General features: G+C 75.2%; 18 protein-coding genes. All 18 read left to right on the plus strand.

Annotated features, from left to right (window positions below; genetic code table 11):
• Nucleotides 1-91 precede the first annotated feature (91 nt).
• Nucleotides 92-1,012, plus strand: a complete 921-nt coding sequence (locus IF27_RS14110; protein WP_052849917.1) for a JmjC domain-containing protein — start codon at nt 92-94, stop codon at nt 1,010-1,012.
• On the plus strand, nt 1,009-2,334 hold the full coding sequence (locus IF27_RS14115) for an MFS transporter (RefSeq protein WP_052849918.1): 1,326 nt from the start codon (nt 1,009-1,011) through the stop codon (nt 2,332-2,334). The genes IF27_RS14110 and IF27_RS14115 overlap by 4 nt, the downstream gene beginning before the upstream one ends.
• Complete coding sequence (locus tag IF27_RS14120) at nt 2,331-3,218, plus strand: hypothetical protein (RefSeq protein ID WP_052849919.1); 888 nt, start codon at nt 2,331-2,333, stop codon at nt 3,216-3,218. The genes IF27_RS14115 and IF27_RS14120 overlap by 4 nt, the downstream gene beginning before the upstream one ends.
• The gene (locus tag IF27_RS31065) at nt 3,215-4,576 is read left to right on the plus strand and encodes a radical SAM/SPASM domain-containing protein (protein ID WP_052849920.1); all 1,362 of its coding nucleotides are present in this window, start codon (nt 3,215-3,217) and stop codon (nt 4,574-4,576) included. Before IF27_RS14120 ends, IF27_RS31065 begins: the two co-directional genes overlap by 4 nt.
• Nucleotide 4,577: 1 nt before the next feature.
• Nucleotides 4,578-5,405 (plus strand): S8 family serine peptidase, encoded by an 828-nt coding sequence (locus tag IF27_RS14130; RefSeq protein WP_110945877.1) that lies wholly within the window; start codon nt 4,578-4,580, stop codon nt 5,403-5,405.
• Nucleotides 5,402-5,986, plus strand: a complete 585-nt coding sequence (locus IF27_RS14135; protein ID WP_052849921.1) for a GAF domain-containing protein — start codon at nt 5,402-5,404, stop codon at nt 5,984-5,986. Before IF27_RS14130 ends, IF27_RS14135 begins: the two co-directional genes overlap by 4 nt.
• Before the next feature lie 27 nt (nt 5,987-6,013).
• Entirely contained in the window at nt 6,014-7,033 is a 1,020-nt protein-coding gene (locus IF27_RS14140; protein WP_052849922.1) for a radical SAM protein, read from the plus strand.
• Nucleotides 7,030-7,986 carry a radical SAM protein gene (locus IF27_RS14145; RefSeq protein WP_052849923.1) on the plus strand — a complete coding sequence of 319 codons (957 nt, stop codon included), beginning with the start codon at nt 7,030-7,032 and terminating at the stop codon, nt 7,984-7,986. Before IF27_RS14140 ends, IF27_RS14145 begins: the two co-directional genes overlap by 4 nt.
• A complete protein-coding gene (locus tag IF27_RS14150) occupies nt 7,983-8,723 on the plus strand; it encodes an iron-containing redox enzyme family protein (protein ID WP_052849924.1) in 741 nt (246 codons plus the stop codon). Before IF27_RS14145 ends, IF27_RS14150 begins: the two co-directional genes overlap by 4 nt.
• On the plus strand, nt 8,720-8,908 hold the full coding sequence (locus IF27_RS14155) for an aroma-sacti cluster domain-containing protein (RefSeq protein WP_052849925.1): 189 nt from the start codon (nt 8,720-8,722) through the stop codon (nt 8,906-8,908). The genes IF27_RS14150 and IF27_RS14155 overlap by 4 nt, the downstream gene beginning before the upstream one ends.
• Nucleotides 8,905-11,844 carry an adenylate/guanylate cyclase domain-containing protein gene (locus IF27_RS14160; protein ID WP_190232950.1) on the plus strand — a complete coding sequence of 980 codons (2,940 nt, stop codon included), beginning with the start codon at nt 8,905-8,907 and terminating at the stop codon, nt 11,842-11,844. Before IF27_RS14155 ends, IF27_RS14160 begins: the two co-directional genes overlap by 4 nt.
• Entirely contained in the window at nt 11,841-12,911 is a 1,071-nt protein-coding gene (locus tag IF27_RS14165; RefSeq protein ID WP_223291055.1) for a DNA topoisomerase IB, read from the plus strand. Before IF27_RS14160 ends, IF27_RS14165 begins: the two co-directional genes overlap by 4 nt.
• Nucleotides 12,912-13,108: 197 nt before the next feature.
• Nucleotides 13,109-15,952, plus strand: coding sequence for a Na+/H+ antiporter subunit A (locus tag IF27_RS14170; RefSeq protein WP_052849927.1), 2,844 nt, complete (start codon nt 13,109-13,111; stop codon nt 15,950-15,952).
• A complete protein-coding gene (locus IF27_RS14175; protein ID WP_223291056.1) occupies nt 15,949-16,413 on the plus strand; it encodes a Na(+)/H(+) antiporter subunit C in 465 nt (154 codons plus the stop codon). The genes IF27_RS14170 and IF27_RS14175 overlap by 4 nt, the downstream gene beginning before the upstream one ends.
• Complete coding sequence (locus IF27_RS14180; RefSeq protein ID WP_052849928.1) at nt 16,410-17,924, plus strand: Na+/H+ antiporter subunit D; 1,515 nt, start codon at nt 16,410-16,412, stop codon at nt 17,922-17,924. The genes IF27_RS14175 and IF27_RS14180 overlap by 4 nt, the downstream gene beginning before the upstream one ends.
• Complete coding sequence (locus IF27_RS14185; protein ID WP_052849929.1) at nt 17,921-18,535, plus strand: Na+/H+ antiporter subunit E; 615 nt, start codon at nt 17,921-17,923, stop codon at nt 18,533-18,535. Before IF27_RS14180 ends, IF27_RS14185 begins: the two co-directional genes overlap by 4 nt.
• Nucleotides 18,532-18,798 (plus strand): MrpF/PhaF family protein, encoded by a 267-nt coding sequence (locus IF27_RS14190; protein ID WP_052849930.1) that lies wholly within the window; start codon nt 18,532-18,534, stop codon nt 18,796-18,798. Before IF27_RS14185 ends, IF27_RS14190 begins: the two co-directional genes overlap by 4 nt.
• A complete protein-coding gene (gene mnhG, locus IF27_RS14195; protein ID WP_052849931.1) occupies nt 18,795-19,166 on the plus strand; it encodes a monovalent cation/H(+) antiporter subunit G in 372 nt (123 codons plus the stop codon). Before IF27_RS14190 ends, mnhG begins: the two co-directional genes overlap by 4 nt.
• The last annotated feature ends 2 nt before the right edge of the window (nt 19,167-19,168 follow it).

Genomic DNA, 19,168 nt, shown 5'->3' on the forward strand with positions numbered 1-19,168 from the left:
CAGTGTTGCGTTTCTGTCAACGCTTGTCGGCCCGCGGGGGGCGGCGTACTCTCCGAGCGAGATCCCGGGCCGGTGCCTTTGAGGGAGGACCATGGACTGCCTGCTCCGCCTGGTCGATGACATCGCGATTCTCGAATCGGCCTGGGAACGCGAACCCGTACTCAGCACGGGGCTCGACGACTTCGGGGATCTGTTGTCCCTGGCGGAAGTGGACGCCATGCTGGCGCGTGGTTTTCCGGTGGATTCCGTGCGTCTCGTCCTGGATGGCCGTGCGGTTCCGGCCGGTTCGGTCGCGGCTGACGGGCGTTATGGCCGTTCGGCGGCCGATCGTGTGACGGACGGCGCGAAAGTGGCGCGGCGGATCGAATCGGGCGCGACGCTGATTCTGGAGAATCTGAAGGCGTACTGCCCGGCCGTCGCCGAATTCGCCGCCGCGGTCTCGGAGGCGACCGGCTACGACACGTACTGCACCGCATTCCTGACACCGGCGGGACATCCGGGTGTCGCGCCGCACCACGACACGGCGAGCGTGTTCGTGCGGCAGTTGTCCGGCTCGAAGCACTGGCGGGTGAGCCGCCCGGTGGAGCCGTGGCCGCTCCGGGAGCACCGGGGGCGGCGTACGGCCGTGACGGAGCCCGTCGTGGAGACGACGCTGCGCGTGGGCGACTGCCTGTACGTGCCGCGTGGTTTCGTGCACGCGGCCGAGGCGGCGTCGGAGCCCTCGCTGCACCTGTCGGTGGCGCTGCGCCCGGTGACCTGGGGCCTGTTGCTGCGGCAGATGGTGGAGCGTGCGGCGGACGGGCGGGCGGAGCTGCGCGAGGCGCTGCCGCCCGCGTTCTCCGGCGCGGACCGGGAGGCGCTGTTGCGGGAGCGCGCCGCCGTTCTCGCCGCCTGCCTGGAGGAGTTGACGGCCTCGGGCGGCGCGCGGGAGCTGATGGCGCGCGCCGTGCCGGGCACGCCGGTGCCGGGCGCGCTGCTGGCCGCGCTGCGCGGGGGCGGGGGCGACGGATGACGGCGACGGCGCAGGCGCCGCCCGGGGCGACGACGCTGTGGGGCAACCGGGGGTGGCAGCGGCTGTGGTTCAGCCAGGCCGTGTCGGTGCTCGGCGACCACGTCTTCAACACCACGGTGCTGCTGTGGATCGGCACGACGGTCGCGGCCGGGCAGCCGTGGGCGCCCGCCGCCGTGAGCGGGGTGCTGATCGCGGCGGCCGTGCCGGTGCTGGTCGTCGGGCCGCTGGCGGGCGTGTACGTGGACCGCTGGGACCGGCGGCGCGTCATGATGGTGGCCGACCTGCTGCGGGCGGCGTTCATCGGCGTGCTGCTCGTGATCCCGCTGGCCGGGGACGACTGGCCGGCCTGGGTGCAGGTCGCGCTGATCTACTCCATGGTGGCGCTGAGCAGTTCGGCCGCGCAGTTCTTCAACCCGTCGCGGTTCTCGCTGATCGCGTCGCTCGTGGACGAGGAGCACAGGACGCGGGCGTTCGGCCTGCTCACCGCGACGACGGGGACGGCCGCGATCGTCGGGCCGCCGCTCGCCGCGCCGCTGCTGTTCGCGGCGGGCGAGGAGTGGGCGCTGGTGGTGAACGTGTGCTCGTTCCTCGTGTCGTTCGTCGCGATCCGCATGCTGCGGGTGCCGCGGGCGGCGCCTGGCGAGCGGTCGGGCGGCGGCGCGTTCTTCGCCGAACTCGCCGAGGGCTTCCGCTTCTTCGTGCGCAACCGCGTGCTGCTGCTCCTGGTGGGCACGGTCTTCGTGTACATGCTGGGGGTGGGCACGCTCAGCGTGCTGAACGTCTTCTTCGTCACCGAGAACCTGCACGTGGAGGCGAGTTGGCTCGGCACGCTCAACGCCGCGTTCGGCATCGGCAGCATCGCGGGGTCGCTGCTCGCGGCGAGGTACGCCCACCGGCTCGGCGAGACGCGGGTGTTCGCGTTCGGCATCGCGCTGACGGGCGTCGTCGTGCTGCTGTACTCGCGGCAGTCGGAGCTGTGGGCCGCGCTGGCGATCCTGGCGGTGGCCAGCGTCACCATCGCGTCGGTGAACGTCGTGGTGGGCCCGCTGGTGCTGCGCGTGACGCCGCAGCACCTCCTCGGCAGGGTCAACGCGGTGCTCAACCCGGCCGTCTACCTGGCGTCCGTCCTGTCCATGGCCGTCACCGGTTTCCTGGCCAGCACGGCGCTGCGGGACTTCGAGGGCGAACTCCTCGGCATGCACGTCGGACGGATCGACACGATCTACGGATGCGGAGCGCTCATGATGATGACCGCCGGGCTGCTGGCGATCCGTCCCCTGCTGCGGCACGCCGCGCGCCCTGATGCGGACGGTGCCGCGTGAGCGCCGCCACGGGCACGGCCACGGCCCCCGCCGCCCTGACGGACCGGCGGCGCGCCGCGCTGCGCGGGCTGGTGAACACGCTCGTCGGCGCACGGGGCGCCCGGCGCGTCGTCGTGTTCCTGACCGGCCCGCGCTCGGCCGAGGCCGGATGGCTGGCGGCGTACCTGCGCGCAGGGGGCGTCACGTCGGAGGTGCGGGCCGCCGGGCGCTGGCCCGTCGAGCAGGTGGAGAGCCGCGCCGCCGCGGCGGCGGGCGAGCCGGGCACGGCCGTGCTCGTCCTGGCCGACGGCGCGCTGCGGCTGCCGCCCGCGGTCGTGCAACTCGCGGGCACCGACGACGACTCGCCGCTCGACCTGTGGCGGCCCGAGGACGCGACCGAGGCCGCCGTACGGGCGCTGCTCGCCGCGCTGCCGCCCGCGCCGCGCGTGCGCACCGGGGACGGCGGCGACCTCGCCTGCGTCACCTCGGGGGCCGTGCCGGGCGGACCGGCGGGCACCGTCGAGGCGCCGCTGACTGCGGCGGACGGCACGTTCGTCGCCGACGGCGCGCTCGCCGTGAACCGGCGGACGGCGTGGGACGCGCGGCTGGCGGGCCGCCCCGTGACGCTCACGGTCGCCGAGGGCCTGGTGACGGCGGTGGACTGCCGGGACCCGGCGCTGCGCCACTTCCTCACCCGCGCCGTCGAGGTGCACGGCGCCCGCACGGCCCGCGCCCTGCGCCTCGGCACGCGGCGCGGCGGCGGGTTCTCGTCGGTGGACGGGCCGGTGAACGCGACGCGGTACGGCGTCACGCTGCGGCTCGCCGTCGGCGCGGGCGACGCGTACAACCCGGCCTCGGCCGACCTTCGGATCGATCTCACCGCGGCGTCAGGGGACTGGTCATGACATGGAGGCGCAGCCGGTACCTGCTGCTCGGCGAGGAGCGGTACCGGGACAGGGCGGGGCGCACGGTCAGGATGGCGTACTCGGCGCGCGACGCGTCGATGTTCGCGCTCGACGAGGGCACGGCCGCGCGGCTGGCCGGTGGCGGGGCCGACGCCCTCGCCTCGCTCGACGCGGAGACGCTGGCCGGGCTGGCGGCGCGTCACGCCGTGGTGGACACGGCGGAGGACGAGCTGGCGGCAGTCCTCACCGGCTACCGCGAGGGCTCGGACGCGGCGGGCGCCCGCAAGATCACCGTCATGCCGACGAGTTACTGCAATATGGCGTGCGACTACTGCGGCCAGGAGCACTTCAAGGCGCCCGTGGACAACGCGCGCGTCGAGCGGGTGATCCGCCGCGTCGAGGGCGTCATCGCCGACCCGGAAACGGAGGAGGTCGTCGTCACGTGGTTCGGCGGCGAGCCGCTGCTCGCGCTGCGCGTCATCCGGGAGATGACGGCGCGCTTCACGGCGGCGGCCGGGCGGCACGGCACGCGCTACTACGCCCGGCTGGTCACCAACGGCAGCCTGTTGACGCGCCGTACGCTGCGCGAGCTGCACGACGAGCTGTGCGTGCGGGCGCTTGAGGTGACCATCGACGGGCCGGAGGCCGTGCACGACCGGCGGCGGCTGAAGCGCAACGGCCGGGGTGCGTTCCACCGCACCGTCGCCGCGCTGGCCGAGGCCGTGCGCGAGGGGACGGTGCCGGGCATGCGCGTCGGCATCCGGATGAACGTGGACGAGCAGAACGAGGACACCGTCCCCGACCTGCTCGTGGACCTCGCGTGCCTGGGCCTCGCGTCGCCGCAGGTCGAGATCCACCCGATGCCCGTCCACTCGTGGGGCAACGACGTGTCGGCCGTCGAGCTGGAGGCGCGGCGGTACGCGCAGCGCGAGGCGGAGTGGCTGCGGCTGGCGCGCTCGCTCGGGCTCGGCATCCCGACGATGCCTGGCGCCGTCAAGCGCACGACCTGCGCGGCGACGTCGCGCCGCCGCGAGATCCTGGACCCGTCGGGGCGCGTCTTCGCCTGCTCGGAACACCCGCTCGTGCCCGGCGCGGAGGCCGGCGGCGTGGTCGCGACGGTGGACGACCTGACGGGCGCCGCGCCGCGCCCCGCCGGGCAGTTCGACGACTGGTACGAGCAGGTCGGCGACGGCGCGCAGCAGTGCGGCCGGTGCCCGCTGCTGCCGGTGTGCGGCGGGAGCTGCCCCAAGCTGTGGCGCGAGGGCCATGTGCCGTGCCCCAGCGTGAAGTACAACTGGGCGGAACGGCTGGACGCGGCGGCGCTCGGCATGGGCTACCGGCCCGTGGGCGCGGCCTGAGATGCGCACCGTACGGTTCGCCCACACCTCGCTCGGCGCGACCGTGCCGCCGGACACGATCCCGCTGCCCGCCGCGGTGGACCGCGCCTGGGCGTGGGGGTCTGCGACGGGGCGGGGCGTACGGGTGTGCGTGATCGACAGCGGCGTTGACCCGACGCACCCGCTGGTCGGCGGGGGCGTGCCGCTGTACGTGGCGCAGGAGGACGACGAGGGCGGGTGGCGCGTCGTCCCTGACGAGGCGGGCGACGTCGCCGGGCACGGCACGGCCTGCGCGGGCATCATCCGCGCTCTCGCGCCCGACGCCGAGACGACGAGCGTGCGCGTGCTGACGAAGAACCTGCGCGGCAACGGCGAGGCGATGCTCGCGGCGCTGTCGTGGGCCGTGGACGAGGGCTTCGACCTCGTCAACATGAGCCTGTCCACCCGCAAGGAGTCCCTGAAGGAACGGCTGCACGACCTGGCGGACCGCGCGTGGTTCAAGGGCGTGACGCTGGTCTCGGCGGCCCACAACTCCCCCATCATCAGCTACCCGTGGCGGTTCCCCTCGGTGATCTCGGTCGGCTCGCACGCCGTGGACGACCCGGAGTACCTGGAGGTGAACCCCGACCCGCCGGTGGACGTCTTCGCGCCGGGGGTGAACGTACGGGTCCCCTGGCCAGGCGGCGGCACGAAGGTCGTCTCGGGGAACAGCTTCGCCACCCCCCACGTGGTGGGCCTCAGCGCCCGCGTCCTGGAGCGGCACCCGCGCTTCAGGACCGCCCAGCTGCGACAGGTGCTCGCCGCCGTCGCGGACAACGTCGATGGCAGACCGGCGAGGAGCAGACCATGAACACGAGCACCCACGACGAGATCCTGCGTTCGACCGTGCGGCTGGCGCGGCTGTCGTTCGCCGCCGCCGCCGCGTCGGTGTGCCTGTACGACCAGGAGTCGGAGTCACTGGTCTTCGAGGCGTCGTCGGGGCAGGGCGAGGACCGGCTGATCGGCGTGTCCATCCCGGCGGACGTCGGCATCGCGGGCTGGGTGGCGAACACGGGCGAGCCGATCGTGGTGCGCGGCGTCGCGGACGACGACCGGTTCAACGCGGACTTCGCGGAGGGCACGGGCCTCGTGCCCGACACGATCCTCGCCGCGCCGATCGAGCACGACGGCGAGGTGCTGGGCGTCCTCGAAGTGCTGGACCCGCGCCTGGACGGGGTCGGCGAGCTGTCCGCGATCGACCTGCTGACGGAGCTGGCCAACCAGAGCTGCGCCGCGCTGGCGCTGATGCTCCAGGACCGCAGGGAGCGCGCCAGGCGGACCGACCCCTCGGGCGCCGTGACGCAGTTCGCGGCGCTCCTCGACCGGGTGGGCCCCGAGAAGGAGGACGCGCTCCAGGACCTGGTCAACGCCCTGACGAAACTGCTGACCTGAGCCACGGAAGGACACGAGAGGAACGCTGTGCATCTGGCCGAGATCCTGCGGTTGCGGGCGCGTCCCGCGGCGGGGGTGCTGCTCGCACTGACCGAGCGGTGTCCGCTGTCGTGCGCGCACTGCTCGACGCGGTCGGGGCCCGACGGCGCGCAGTTCGGCGAGGAACCGTTCCTGCGGTTCGTGTCCACGTTCACGCCGCAGGAGCGGCCTGACCTGCTCTTCCTGTCGGGGGGCGAGCCGCTGCTGCGGCCCGCACTGGTCGCGGACGTCGCGGCGCGCGGCCGGGAGTCGGGGGTGCGCAGCGCGGCGCTGTCGGGGATGTTCTTCGCACGCGGCGGCCGGGTGCCACCGGCGGTGCGGCGGGCGGTCGGGGCGCTGGACCATTTCTCGGCGAGCCTGGACGTGCACCACGAGCGGGAGGTGGCGCGCGCGGACGTGCTTGCCGCGCTGGGCACGGTGCTCGACCTGGTGCCGTCGGTCAGCGTGCACGTCACCTCGGACGACGACGCGTACGTGGACCGGGTGCTGGGCGAGCTGCGGCGGGCGTTCGGGGAGCGGGTGCCCGCGCTGGTGGGCCGGGTGCGGGCGACGGGGCGGGCGCGGTCGTTCGTACGGGAGCGCGCGGGGCCGCCGGGCGGCGGGGCGGAGCCGTGCGGCTTCGCGATGTGGCCGCTGGTGGACATCGACGGCACGGTGCTGGCCTGCTCACGGCAGAGCATGGCGCGGCGGCACAGGCCCCCGCATCTGGTGCTGGGGCACGCGGCGCGTGACGGGTGGCCGGAGATACGGCGCAGGTCCATGGGGGACGGGGTGCTGCGCGCGGTGCGGGCGTTCGGCCCGCAGGAGACGGCCCGTAGGGTCGGCGCCCCCGTGTGCGCGGGTTACTGCGAGACGTGTGTGACGTTGCGGCGCGGCCCGGAGGTGTCGCCCGGCATGTCGCTGGCCGTGGAGCGGATGGTGGCCGCGCAGCGTCCGGCGGACCTGGCGCGCCGGTGGGGCGCCGGGCGGCACGCGGACGCGGTCGAGCTGGGCTGGAGCGGCCGATGAGACGGCTGACGTACGGGGAGACGGAGCGGCTGCGGGCCGTACCGGGGGCGACGGCCGTGCTGTTCCTGACCGACCGCTGCCCGGTGGGCTGCGGGCACTGCTCGGTCGGGTCGCTGCCGCGCAGCCCGACGATCAGGGACTGGCCGCTGTTCGGGCGGCTGCTGGCGGGCCTGGCGGCGCTGCCGTCGCTGCGGGCCGTGGCGGTCACGGGCGGCGAGCCGTTCGCGGAACGGCGTGGCCTGCGGCAGGCGGTGGGCGTGCTGGGCGACGCGGACAAGGCCGTCGTCGTGTTCACCAGCGGTTCCTGGGCGCGGCGCGCGGTCGCGTCGTGGGTGCGTGAGGTGCTGGCGGCGACGGGCACGGTCTGGCTGAGCACCGACTCGTTCCACGCGGCGCGCCCCGGCATGGGCAGGGCGGCGTTCGACCGCGCGGCCGGGGCCGTGCTGGAGGCCGGGTGCCGGCTGGTCGTGCAGGTGCTGGCGGAGCCGGGGGCGGCCGAGGCGGTGCGGGAGCGGTGGCCGGACGCGGAGGTCAGCGTGGTGGCGCCCGTGCGGGCGGGGCGCGGCGCGGGGATGTTCGGGCCGGGGGCACGCAGGCCGCTCGACGCGTTCGGGCCCTGCCGCCTGCTGACGGCGCCGACCGTGCGCTACGACGGCGTGGTCACCGCCTGCTGCGACGAGGCGGTGATCATGGGCGCGGGGCCTGCCGCGCTGCGCGCGCGGGTGGACGACGGCGCGGACGTCGCCGCCGCGCTCGCGGGCTTCCGCGCGGACCCCGTGCTGCGGCTGATCGGGACGGCGGGGCCCGTCGGCCTGGCGGGCACGGTGCGCGACGAGCAGCGGTCGGTCTGCGGCGCCTGCTGGGCGGGCGCGCGGCTGGCCGCGTCGGACGGGCGGGCTCGGGCTGCGTACGCGCGGCGCGCCGCGTTCGTGGAGGCGGTGGGCGGGCCATGACGTTGCGCGGGCTGCTGGACGTGCTGCGCCCCGACCTCCAGCGGGCGGCCTCGGGGATGTGGCGCTCGGTGGGGACGGTGGAGGCGTACCGGCGCTGGCTGCTGACCTCCTACGACCTGGTGCGGGCCACGGCGCCGCTGCTCGCCGAGGCGCTGGCGGAGTCGGTGCGCCGGGGCGAGACGCGGCTCGCCTGGTACTTCGCCGAGCAGGTCGTCGAGGAGACGGGCCACGACGTGTGGCTGGCGGAGGACCACGCGGCGGCGGGCGGCGACCCGCGCGCGCTGGAGGGGCGGGTGCCCTCCCCCGCCGTCGCGCGGCTCGCGGGCGCCCAGTACTACTACGTGCGGCACGCGCATCCCGTCGCGCTGCTCGGGCACATCGCGGTCCTGGAGTGGAACCCGCCGCTGCCCGAGGCCGTCGAGCGGCTGACGGGCCGCCTGCGCCTGCCGCCCGACGCGTTCCGCACGCTCACGCGCCACGCCGAGCTGGACGTCGGCCACGGGGCCGCGCTGGAGCGGCTGCTCGCCGAACTGCCCCTGGACGAGCAGCAGCGGCGGCTGGTCGTCACGAGCGCGCTGGCCAGCGCGCAGGGCCTCGTCGATCTGCTGGCGGACCTCACCCCGCCACCGCGCCCGGCCGGGGGACCCCCGCCGGGCGCGGCCCCCTGCCAGGACCCACAGGTCCCGCCAGGACCCGATCAGCCCGTGCCTGACCCGACCCTGGGAGCGGACCCATGACCGACCCATCGCGCCTGTCCCCGCTCGGCCTCGACCCCGAAGGACTGAGCCCCGACCAGCTGGCGGCGCTCGACGCGCTCACCGACGAGGAGATCCAGGTGCTCGCCCGGATCAAGCGGAAGATCGACGACGTCGCCGGTGACGTGGAGGGCCACGGCATGGAGGGCGGGGGCGTCGTGTGGTGACCGCCGACCTGACCTGCGGCTCCTGCCATGCGGCCAATCCGTCCATGGCGATGTTCTGCATGTACTGCGGCGGCAGCCTCACCCAGGTGAGAGAGCCGTCGCGGCTGCGGCTGGTGACGGTCGTGTTCTGCGACATCTCGGGTTCGACGCAGCTGGCCCAGCGCTTCGACCCGCAGGTGTGGCACGGCATCCTGGAGGCGTACTTCGCGGAGGTGGGCGGCGCGCTGACGGCGGCGGGGGGCCGTCTGGAGAAGTTCATCGGCGACGCGGTGGTCGGCGTGTTCGGCGCCGATCTCGCGGGCGAGGACGACGCGGTGCGGGCCGTCGAGGGCGCGTTCGCCGGTCTTGAGCGGCTGGCCACGCGCAACGCGGAGCTGCTGGCGCGCTACGGGCTGCGCCTCTCGGTGCGGTACGGGATCGCGTCGGGGCGCGCCGTCACGACGGACCGTGAGTCGTCCTTCGCGATCGGGACGGTGATGAACCGCGCCGCGCGGCTCCAGGGCGCGGCCCCGGTGGACGGCGTCGTGGTGGACGTGCGCACCTGGCTGCTGGTGCGGGACCGCGTGCGGTGCGAGGCGGTGCCGCCGGTGGCGGCCAAGGGCTTCGACCGGCCGCTGCGGGCCTGGGTGACGACGCCGCGTGGCGCGGCGGACGAGACGCAGGGCGCGTTCGTCAACCAGACGGACCTGATGGGGCGGCTGCGGCGTGACGTGCGCGCGGCCACCGGACGGGACGGCGTGACGGTCCTCGCGCTGCGCGGCGGGATGGGCAGCGGCAAGAGCCGGGTCCTGGACCGGCTGGCGGACGAGCTGGCGCGGCGTCCCGGGCTGCGGACGGTGCGGCTCGCGTGCCGTCCGGACGACCGGGAGCACGAGGCGGCGCGGCTCGAACAGCTGCGGCGCGAGCTGGCCGGGCCGCGGGCGCCGCGCCGGGGCGGGAGCGCCGTGCCGTCGGTGCGGGAGCTGGTGTGGCGGGTCGGCGGGACGCTGGCGGCGCTCAGCCGCGACGAGGGCCCGGTCGTCGTGCTGGTGGACGACTTCCCGTACGCGTCGCCCGCCTTCCGCGAGCTGCTGCGGCCCCCGCCGGGGGACGGCGGGCCGCGGGTCTTCGTCCTCGCGGGCCGCGACGCGGCGGACGACGAGGGCGCGGAAGGTGAGGGCGACTGGGGCGCGGACCGGACGTACCGGGTGCCGCCGCTGACGGATGCGGACGCGCAGACGCTGCTTGAGGTCGTCGGCGGGGACATCGCGCTGCACTCGGCGATGACGGCGGAGCCGCTGGTGCGGCGGGGCGGCGGCAACCCGTTGTTCCTCGAACAGCTCGCGGCGCTCGCGGGCGACGGGATCGTGGACGAGATCGCGCCCTCGGCGGAGGCCGCGCTCGGGGCGCGCATCGAGCCGCTGTCGGCGTCGGCGCGGCACGTCCTGGCCTGCCTGGGCGCGGGCGAGCGGGCGGTCGCGCCGGGCGATCTCGACGCGGTGTGCGACCTGCGGGAGGCGGAGCTGGACGCGGCGCTCGAAGAGCTGGACGCGGCCGGGCTGATCGGGAACCACGTCGCGGCGGAGGTGGCGTACGCGCAGATGGTGCTGGGCGACCGGGCGAAGGTGCATGTCGCGATAGCGGAGGGGATGCTGCGCGCGGTGCAGGACGATCCGACCGTGCTGGATCTCGCGGTGCTGCACGCGGTGCGTGGCCAGGGTTTCTGGCGGGAGTTCGACCCGGTGTCGGCCGGTGCGCGGGCGGCCGGGGAGCTGGCGGCGCGCTCGCTGGTGGCGGCGGCGCGGCAGGCGATCGCCCGCTCGGAGGTGGCGCGTGCCGTGGAGCTGTGCGGGCGGGCGCGGGAGCTGGCGGGCGCGGACGAGGCGCTGACGCTGGAGATCGCCGCGCTGGACACGTACGCGCTGGTGGCGACCGGCAGGCCGGACGAGGCGCTGGAGCGGATAGCGGCCGTGTCGGGCCTGCGCGGGAACGTGTCGGCGGCCTTCCACCTGCTCGTCACGGAGACGGTCGTGCGCGACCGGGAGAGCCCGCGGCTGCGCGCGCTGGCGCGGACGGTGGACGATCCGACGGCCCTGGCGCGGCTGGACACCTGGGACGGCCTGCGGGCGGCCCGCGCGGGCGACTACCGGCGCGCCGAGGAGCTGCTGGAGTCGGCGTACGGGCGGATGCGGCGTTTCGGGATGGGCCTGGGCACGGCGGAGATCTACGGGAACCTGTCGCTGTTCCTCGTCTACGGCGACACGCCGGTCGCGGGGGCGCTGGAGCGGTGTCTCGCGCTGCGCGAGGAGGTGTCGGACGCGCCGCTGCTGCACGCGGTGGTGAGCTGTTCCGCGGCGATGCTCGTGCAGCTGTCGGGGGACGCGGAGGGCGCGCGGGCGATGGCCGCCGAGGCGTACGCCGTGTTCGACGGCATGGGGCACGAGCCGGGGCGGGCCGGGGCGCTGGAGTTCGGCGGGCAGGTGGCGGAGCTGGCGGGCGATCTGCCGGGGGCGGCGCGGTTCGCGCGGGCGGCGGGGGCCGTGTACGAGGCGCTGGGCGCGGACCGTACGGCGGTGCTGTGCGCGATGCGCGCGTACGTGCTGGACGGGGGTGAGCCGCCGCGGCGGCTCCTGGACGCGGAGGACAGCTGGGAGACGCGCGTCCTGCGGCACCAGTACGCGGCGCTCACCGCGCACGACGGCGGCGGGGGCGAGAGCGGCGACGCGGAGGAGGCGGGGCGACGTCTGGACCTGGCGCTGGAGGAGATCGGGCGGATACGCGGCGACGGGGTCAGGCTGCTGCCGCTGCTCGGCTGCCTGCGGATCGCCGGGCGTATCGGCGACGAGGTGCGCTCCCGGCGCGTCAGGAGGGCCGTGGAGGAGGCGTGGCGGCGCCGGGAGGCGGGGAGCGGTGGCGGTCGTTTCCCTGGTGACAGGTGGGGAACCCGGGGGGCGTGAACGAGCCGACGTCCCGCCCCCGGGCCGTGTCGCGGGCGCGCCTGCGCCACACACGTCCGACCGACCCGGGGTATCTGCGCAAGCGCCACGGGCGCGGTTTCCGCTACCTCGACGTGGACGGCGCGCCGCTGCGGGACGCGGAGGCGCTGGAGCGCATCGGCGGCCTGGTGATCCCCCCTGCGTGGCGCGACGTGTGGATCTGCGCGCACCCGCACGGGCACCTGCAGGCGGTGGGCACCGACGCGGCGGGCAGGCGGCAGTACCGCTACCACGAGCAGTTCAGGGCGCAGCGGGAGACGGCGAAGCACGCGAACGTGCTGGAGGTGGCGGAGGCGCTGCCGCGTATACGCGCCGGGGCGGCGGACCATCTCGCGCAGCGCGGGCTGACGCAGGAACGCGTGCTGGGGATGGCGGCCCGTCTGCTGGACATGGGGTTCTTCCGGGTGGGCAGCGAGCGCTACACGGACCAGCACAACACCTACGGCCTGACGACACTGCTGCGGGAGCACGTGCGCTGCGGGGACGGGCGGGCGACGTTCACCTACCCGGGCAAGCACGGGAAGCGGCAGGTGCAGGCCGTGATGGCGCCGGAGGTGTGCAGGGCGGTGTCGGCGCTGCGCAGGAGGCGCAGCGGGGGTGACAGGCTGCTGGCGTACTGGGCGGGCGGCGCGTGGCACGACGTGACGGGTGAGGACCTGAACGCCTACCTGAAGGATCTGGCGGGCGTGGACGTCACGGCGAAGGATTTCCGCACGTGGCACGGCACGGTCCTCGCGTCCGTGGGGCTCGCCGTCTCGCACAACGCGGCGCGTACGGACGCCGCGCGCAAGCGGGCCGTCGCGCGGGCGGTGCGGGAGGTGGCCGACTACCTGGGGAACACCCCGGCGGTCTGCCGGGCGTCGTACATCAATCCGCGCGTGATCGAGCTGTACGGGCGCGGGGTGACGGTGGAGCCCGCGCTCCAGCGCCTGGGGGCGGGCGCGGCGGCCGGGAGCCCGGCGACGCAGGGCGCCGTGGAGGACGCGGTGCTGCGGATGCTGCGCACGGGCCGCGCGCCGCGCGCCTGACACCCCGGCACCCTGCCCACCGCGACGGCGGACGGGCGACCTGACGGCGAGTCACCCGGCCAGCCTGCCGCGGCTATCGGCACAATTGCCCCGTTTGCTGCCGCGGGTGCGGGGATACCAGGCGTGGGTCACGTCCGCGTGCGGGCGCCGGAGTCCGGGCGGCCCGCGGCCCGATCGACGCGCGAGGGAGCGCCTGCATGCTGGTGCTGGTGGTCGCCCACCTGGTGTGCGCCGCCGTGCTGCCCCTGCTGCCCTCCCGTACCGGCCAGGCCGTCTGGCTGATCGCCGCCGTCCCCCCGCTGGCGACGTTCCTGTGGGCCGTGGTCTGGGCGCGCCGCGTGCTGGACGGTGAGGTGCTGCACGAGGGCGTCGCCTGGGCCTCCACGCTGGGGCTGCGGCTCGACTTCCGCCTCGACCCGCTCGCGCTGCTGCTCACGCTGGTGGTGAGCGGCATCGGCGTGCTGGTGCTCGCGTACGGCGCGGCGTACGGGGGCGAGGACCAGGGGCGGCAGGCGGGGCTGCTCACCGGGTTCGCCGGGCTGATGTTCGGCCTGGTCACGGCGGACAACCTGTTCGTCCTGTACGTGTTCTGGGAGCTGACGACGGTCGCGTCGTTCCTGCTGATCGCCGGGCGGCGGCCGTCCACCGAGCGGCGCAGGGCGGCCGAGCAGTCGCTGCTGACGACCGTGGCGGGCGGCCTCGCCATGCTGCTGGGACTGGTGATGCTCGGTCAGGCAGCCGGGACCTACCGGATCTCGGCGCTGGTGGCCGACCCGCCGGGCGGCGGCGTCGTCCCGGCCGCGCTGGTGCTGATCCTGATCGGCGCGTTCACGAAGTCGGCGCAGTACCCGTTCCACTCCTGGCTGCCCGCCGCGATGGTGGCGCCCACGCCCGTCAGCGCCTACCTGCACGCCGCCGCGATGGTGAAGGCGGGCGTCTACCTGGTCGCGCGCCTGGCGCCCGGCTTCGCCGACGCGCCGGTGTGGCGGCCCCTGGTGCTCGGCGTCGGCCTGGCCAGCATGACGATCGGCGCGTGGCACGCGCTGCGTGAGAACGACCTGAAGCGCATCCTGGCGTTCGCCACGGTCAGCGAGCTGGGCATGCTGATCGCGCTGTTCGGCGCGGGCACGCGGACCGCCGTCCTGGGCGGCGCCGTGATGCTGCTGGCGCACGCGCTGTTCAAGTCGTGCCTGTTCATGGTGACGGGCCTCATCGACCGGACGACGGGCACGCGTGACCTGCGGCGGTTGTCGGGCCTGGGGCGGCGGATGCCCGTCGTCTGCGGGGTGGCGGTGCTGGCCGCCGCGTCGATGGCGGGGCTGCCGCCGTTCATCGGCTACGTCGGCGAGGACGCCGCGTTCGACGGATATCTGAACGACCATCTGCCGGGCGGTGCGTGGGCGCTGCTGTGGTTCACCGTCGCGTCCGGGCTGACGGTGGCGCTTGCCGCGCGGTTCGTGTGGGGCGCTTTCGCCCGCAAGCCCGGCGTGCCAGACGCCGGGCCCACGCCGACGCCCTACGGCATGCTGTGGCCCGCCGCCGTACCGGCCGCGCTGGGCGTGCTGCTGGGTGTGTGGCCGTCGCTGACGGGGCGACTGACCGAGCCGTGGGCCGACATGTTCCACGACACGGCCGCAGGGCACGCCTCCTACCACCTGGGTATCTGGCACGGCATCGGGTTCACCCTGCTGCTCGCACTGCTCACGTTCGCTATGGGCGCCGTACTGCACGCGTGGCGTGCACAGGTGATCGCTACGCAGCGGCGACTGCCCAGGCCGCCCGACGGCCAGCTCGTGTACCGCAGGACCGTGCGCGGCACGGTGGCACTCGCCGTACGCGTCACGCGCGTCACGCAGGTCGGCTCGCTGCCCGCGTACCTCGCCGTCGTGATGGCCACGGTCGTGCTGCTGAGCGCAGGGGCGCTGCTCGTGGGCGCGTCGCCCGTGGGCTCCGTCCCGCTGTGGCAGTCGATCGCCGAGGTGCCGCCCGCGCTGGTGGTCCTCGCGTGCGCGCTGGCCGTCGCGCTGACGCGGCAGCGGCTGGCGGCCGTGCTGCTGACGGGCGCGGTGGGGTACGGCGTCGCGGTGCTGTTCGTGGTGCGCGGCGCGCCCGATCTGGCGCTGACGCAGTTCCTCGTGGAGACGCTGACGCTGGTCGTGACGGCCCTGATGCTGCGGCGGCTCCCGGCGCGCTTCACGCCCGAGCGCCAGCCGCTCGGCGCGCGGTGGACGCGCGGGGTGATCGCGGTGGCGGCCGGAGCCGTCGTGACGGCCCTGGCGCTCGTCGCGACGCACGCGCGGGCGCCGTCCTCGCGGCGTCCCGACTACACCGGGCGCGTGCACGAGACGGGCGCGGAGAACGCGGTGAACGCCATCATCGTGGACTTCCGCGCGCTCGACACGATCGGGGAGATCTCCGTCCTGATGATCACGACCGTGGGCGTCCTGAGCCTGGTGCGCGTGTGGGGCGGTGCCGCCGCCGTGCCCGCCGTGCGGGAGCCCGCCGCCGTGACCTCCCCCGCCGCCCGCTGGGACGCGCCGCGCGAGCGGTGGCTGCCGGGCGCGGGTGAACTGCCGGGCACCGAACGCTCCGTGCTGCTCGAAGTGGTGACGCGCGCCCTGTTCTCGTCGATCGTCGTGCTGTCGCTGTTCCTGCTGTTCTCGGGCCATTACGGGCCCGGCGGCGGCTTCGCGGGCGGCCTGGTGGCCGGGCAGGCGTTCGTGCTGCGGTATCTCGTCGGCGGGCACGCCGACCTGGGGCTCGCGGCGCCCACGAACCCGAACCGCGTGCTGGGCGGCGGGCTGGTGATCGCCGCCGTGGTCGCGCTGGTGCCGGTGGCCTTCGGGCACGCGCCGCTGTCGGCCGCCGTGTGGCACCTGACGCTGCCGGTGCTCGGCGAGGTGCACGCGAGCACGAGCGTCTTCTTCGACATCGGCGTCTACCTGCTGGTCGTGGGCGTGATCCTGAAGCTGCTCGGGGCGGCGAGCGCGGTGGCGTCCACGCCTGAGCGCGCCCCGGCCGGGGAAGGCGCCACCCCGTGAGGACCCTCGACGTGACGATGGCGCTGGTGGTGGGCGGACTGTTCGCCACCGGCGTCTACCTGATGCTCCAGCGGTCCCTGATGCGCACGCTGCTCGGCCTCATCCTGCTGGGCCACGGCACGAACCTGCTGCTCCTCGTCTCGGGCGGCGCCCCCGGCGACCCGCCGGTCGTGCCCGAGGGCGCGTCGGGCGACGGCGACCGGTTCGCCGACCCGCTGCCGCAGGCCATGGCGCTGACGGCCATCGTCATCACCTTCGGCATCACGACGTTCCTCCTCGCGCTCGCCTACCGGTCGTGGCGGCTGGCCGGGCACGACGAGGTGCGCGACGACATCGAGGACCGGCGGATCGGCACGGTCGGCGAGCGCGCCGACGCCGAACCGGCCGCGCTGCCGCCCGACGACCCCGCGCCCGACGTCCCCGCGCCAGAAGATCCAGCACCCGACGGGGGGCCGCGATGACGACGTGGCTGGTCGTCCTCCCCGTGCTGCTGCCGCTGCTGGCCGGCGGCGTGTCGCTGACGCTGGCGCGCCGCGCGTCCGCCCAACGCGTCCTGACGGCCGCGGTGCTGACGGTCGTGCTGGCCGACGCCGTGACGCTCCTGCTGCACGTGGACCGCGACGGCACGGCGGTCGTGGCCGCCGGGGGCTGGCGACCGCCGCTGGGGATCGCGCTGGTCGCCGACCTGACGGCCGCCCTGCTGCTGACCGTCGCCGTGCTGGTGGCGCTCGCCGTCCTGGTGTTCGCCGTGGGGCAGGGCACGGCGGGCGACTCGTCGGAGACGGCCGTGCCGTTCCACCCGGCGTACCTGCTGCTGGTCGGCGGCATCGGGCTCGCGTTCCTGTCCGGCGACCTGTTCAACCTGTTCGTCGCCTTCGAGGTGATGCTCGCGTCGTCCTACGTCCTGATCACGCTGAACGCGGGCGAGGCGCGCGTGCAGGCCGGGATGACGTACGTGATGACGAGCCTCACGTCGTCCCTGCTGTTCCTCACCGCCATCGCGCTGGTCTACGGCGCGACCGGCACGGTGAGCTTCGCGGAACTCGCCGACCGCACCGCGGACCTGCCCGGCGGGGTGCGTACGGCGCTGGCGTCGTTCCTGCTGGTCGTGTTCGGCATCAAGGCGGCCGTGGTGCCGCTGCACTTCTGGCTGCCCGACTCCTACCCGACCGCGCCCGCGCCGATCACCGCCGTGTTCGCCGCGCTGCTGACGAAGGTCGGCGTCTACGCGATGGTGCGCACGCAGACGCTGCTGTTCCCGCGCGACGACGTGTGGTGGCTGCTGGTGTGGGCGGCGGTGGCGACGATGCTGGTCGGCATCCTCGGCGCCATCGCCCAGGACAACGTCAACCGCCTGCTGTCCTTCACGCTGGTCAGCCACATCGGTTTCATGCTCTTCGGCCTCGCCCTCTCGGACGCTGCCGGGCTCGGCGGGACGCTGCTGTACATCGTCCACCACATCGTCGTGCAGGCGTCGCTGTTCCTGGTGACGGGCCTGGTGGTGGCGCGCACGGGCACCTCGGCGCTGCACCGCATGGAGGGCGAGGAGGGCGAGGGCGGCGGATCGCCGGTGGTGGCCGTGCTGTTCATGCTGCCCGCGCTGTCCCTCGCGGGCCTGCCGCCGTTCTCCGGCTTCATCGCCAAGTTCGCGCTGCTGCGGGCGGCTGCCGCGGACGGCGGGGCAGCCGCGTGGCTGCTGTCGGGCGCCGCGCTGGTGACGAGCCTGCTCACGCTCTACGCGATGGTGCGCGTGTGGCGGGCCGTGTCGGCGCCCGCCGCGCGGGACGCGGAGCCGGTGGGGCACGGCGCGCGGACGCTGACGGTCGGCGCGGCGGCGGGGATGGTCGCGGCGGGGCTCGCGATCGCCGTCCTCGCGGGCCCGCTGGCGCGTGTCGCCGAGCGCGCCGCCGCCGACCTGAACCGGCCGGAGACGTACCGGCACGCCGTGACGGCCTCGGAGGAGCCCGGATGACGCCGACGACGCGGCGCCCCGACGCCCGCTCCCCCGCCCGCCGCCTCCTGCGGCGGCTGCCCATGCTCGCGTGGCTGCTCGCGCTGTGGGTGGTGCTGTGGGCGTCGCTCAGCGCGGTCGTCGTGCTGGGCGGGCTGCTGGTGGGCGCGGTGGTGCTGGCGGCGTTCCCCATGCCGGAGGTCGGCTCACGGGTACGGGCGCGCCCGGCGCGGATGCTGGCGCTGGTCGCGCGCATGCCGGGCGACCTCGTGGCCTCTGCGGTGCGCGTCGGCTGGGCGGCCGTGCGGCTCGGGCCGCGCGTGCCCTCCGCGGTGGTCGAGGTGCGGCTCGCGTCCGACAGCGACCTGCTCATCACGGCGACGGCCGTGCTCACCACCATCTCCCCCGGCAGCCTGGTGCTGGAGATCGACCGGGGGCGGCGGCAGTTGTACGTCCACGTGCTGCCGATGGAGGGCCCGCGCGCGGTGGCGGACGGGCGGCGGCTGGTGCATCAGCACGAGGGGGCCGTCGTGCGCGCCCTCGGCCCGGCGGCCGAGGTCCGTGCGGTGGTCCGTGCGGAGCGTGAGCGGCGGCAGGCGGCGCGCGCGGCGGACGAGGAGGAGACCGGATGAACGTGGTGTACGCGGCGGCGCTGACGCTCGTGTCGGTGGCCGCCGGGCTGACGACGGGTCGGCTCCTGCGCGGCCCGAGCACGCTGGACCGGATCGTCGCGCTCGACGTGCTGGTGACGCTGATCGTGACGGGCATCGCCATCGACGTCGCGGCCCGCGACGACCTTGCGGCGATCCCGCTGCTGCTGGTGCTCGCGCTCCTCGGCTTCATCGGGTCGATCACGGCCGCGCACCTCGTCGAGCAGCGGGAGGACCTGCGGTGAGCGTCCTCCTCGACCTGCTGACGGGCCTGTTCGTGCTGGTCGGCGCGTGCTTCAGCCTGCTGGCGGCGATCGGCGTGCTGCGGTTCCCCGACCCGATCAGCCGCCTGCACGCGGCGGCGAAGGCGCAGACACTCGGGGTGCTGCTGGTGATGCTGGGCGTGGCGTTCCAGACCCCGGCGAAGGAGGCGGTGGTGCTGGCGCTGGTGGTGGTGTTCCAGCTGATCACCGTGCCGGTGCTGGGGCAGGTGATGGGGCGGACGGCGTACCGCACGGGCGTCGTGCGGCGCGCGTCGCTGTCGCCAGACGAGCTGGCCGAGCGGCTGGCGGACGACGCGGAGGCGGGGGCGGGGCGTGACCGACGTGACTGACG

This window comes from Streptomyces avicenniae (assembly GCF_000719135.1).
Lineage (GTDB): Bacteria > Actinomycetota > Actinomycetes > Streptomycetales > Streptomycetaceae > Streptomyces > Streptomyces avicenniae.

What these genes read in the sequence shown, in the direction of transcription:
- IF27_RS14110 (WP_052849917.1), top strand. Translation starts at nt 92, where the DNA reads ATGGACTGCCTGCTCCGCCTGGTCGATGACATCGCGATTCTCGAATCG.
- IF27_RS14115 (WP_052849918.1), top strand. Translation starts at nt 1,009, where the DNA reads ATGACGGCGACGGCGCAGGCGCCGCCCGGGGCGACGACGCTGTGGGGC.
- IF27_RS31065 (WP_052849920.1), top strand. Translation starts at nt 3,215, where the DNA reads ATGACATGGAGGCGCAGCCGGTACCTGCTGCTCGGCGAGGAGCGGTAC.
- IF27_RS14130 (WP_110945877.1), top strand. Translation starts at nt 4,578, where the DNA reads ATGCGCACCGTACGGTTCGCCCACACCTCGCTCGGCGCGACCGTGCCG.
- IF27_RS14135 (WP_052849921.1), top strand. Translation starts at nt 5,402, where the DNA reads ATGAACACGAGCACCCACGACGAGATCCTGCGTTCGACCGTGCGGCTG.
- IF27_RS14145 (WP_052849923.1), top strand. Translation starts at nt 7,030, where the DNA reads ATGAGACGGCTGACGTACGGGGAGACGGAGCGGCTGCGGGCCGTACCG.
- IF27_RS14150 (WP_052849924.1), top strand. Translation starts at nt 7,983, where the DNA reads ATGACGTTGCGCGGGCTGCTGGACGTGCTGCGCCCCGACCTCCAGCGG.
- IF27_RS14155 (WP_052849925.1), top strand. Translation starts at nt 8,720, where the DNA reads ATGACCGACCCATCGCGCCTGTCCCCGCTCGGCCTCGACCCCGAAGGA.
- IF27_RS14170 (WP_052849927.1), top strand. Translation starts at nt 13,109, where the DNA reads ATGCTGGTGCTGGTGGTCGCCCACCTGGTGTGCGCCGCCGTGCTGCCC.
- IF27_RS14180 (WP_052849928.1), top strand. Translation starts at nt 16,410, where the DNA reads ATGACGACGTGGCTGGTCGTCCTCCCCGTGCTGCTGCCGCTGCTGGCC.
- IF27_RS14185 (WP_052849929.1), top strand. Translation starts at nt 17,921, where the DNA reads ATGACGCCGACGACGCGGCGCCCCGACGCCCGCTCCCCCGCCCGCCGC.
- IF27_RS14190 (WP_052849930.1), top strand. Translation starts at nt 18,532, where the DNA reads ATGAACGTGGTGTACGCGGCGGCGCTGACGCTCGTGTCGGTGGCCGCC.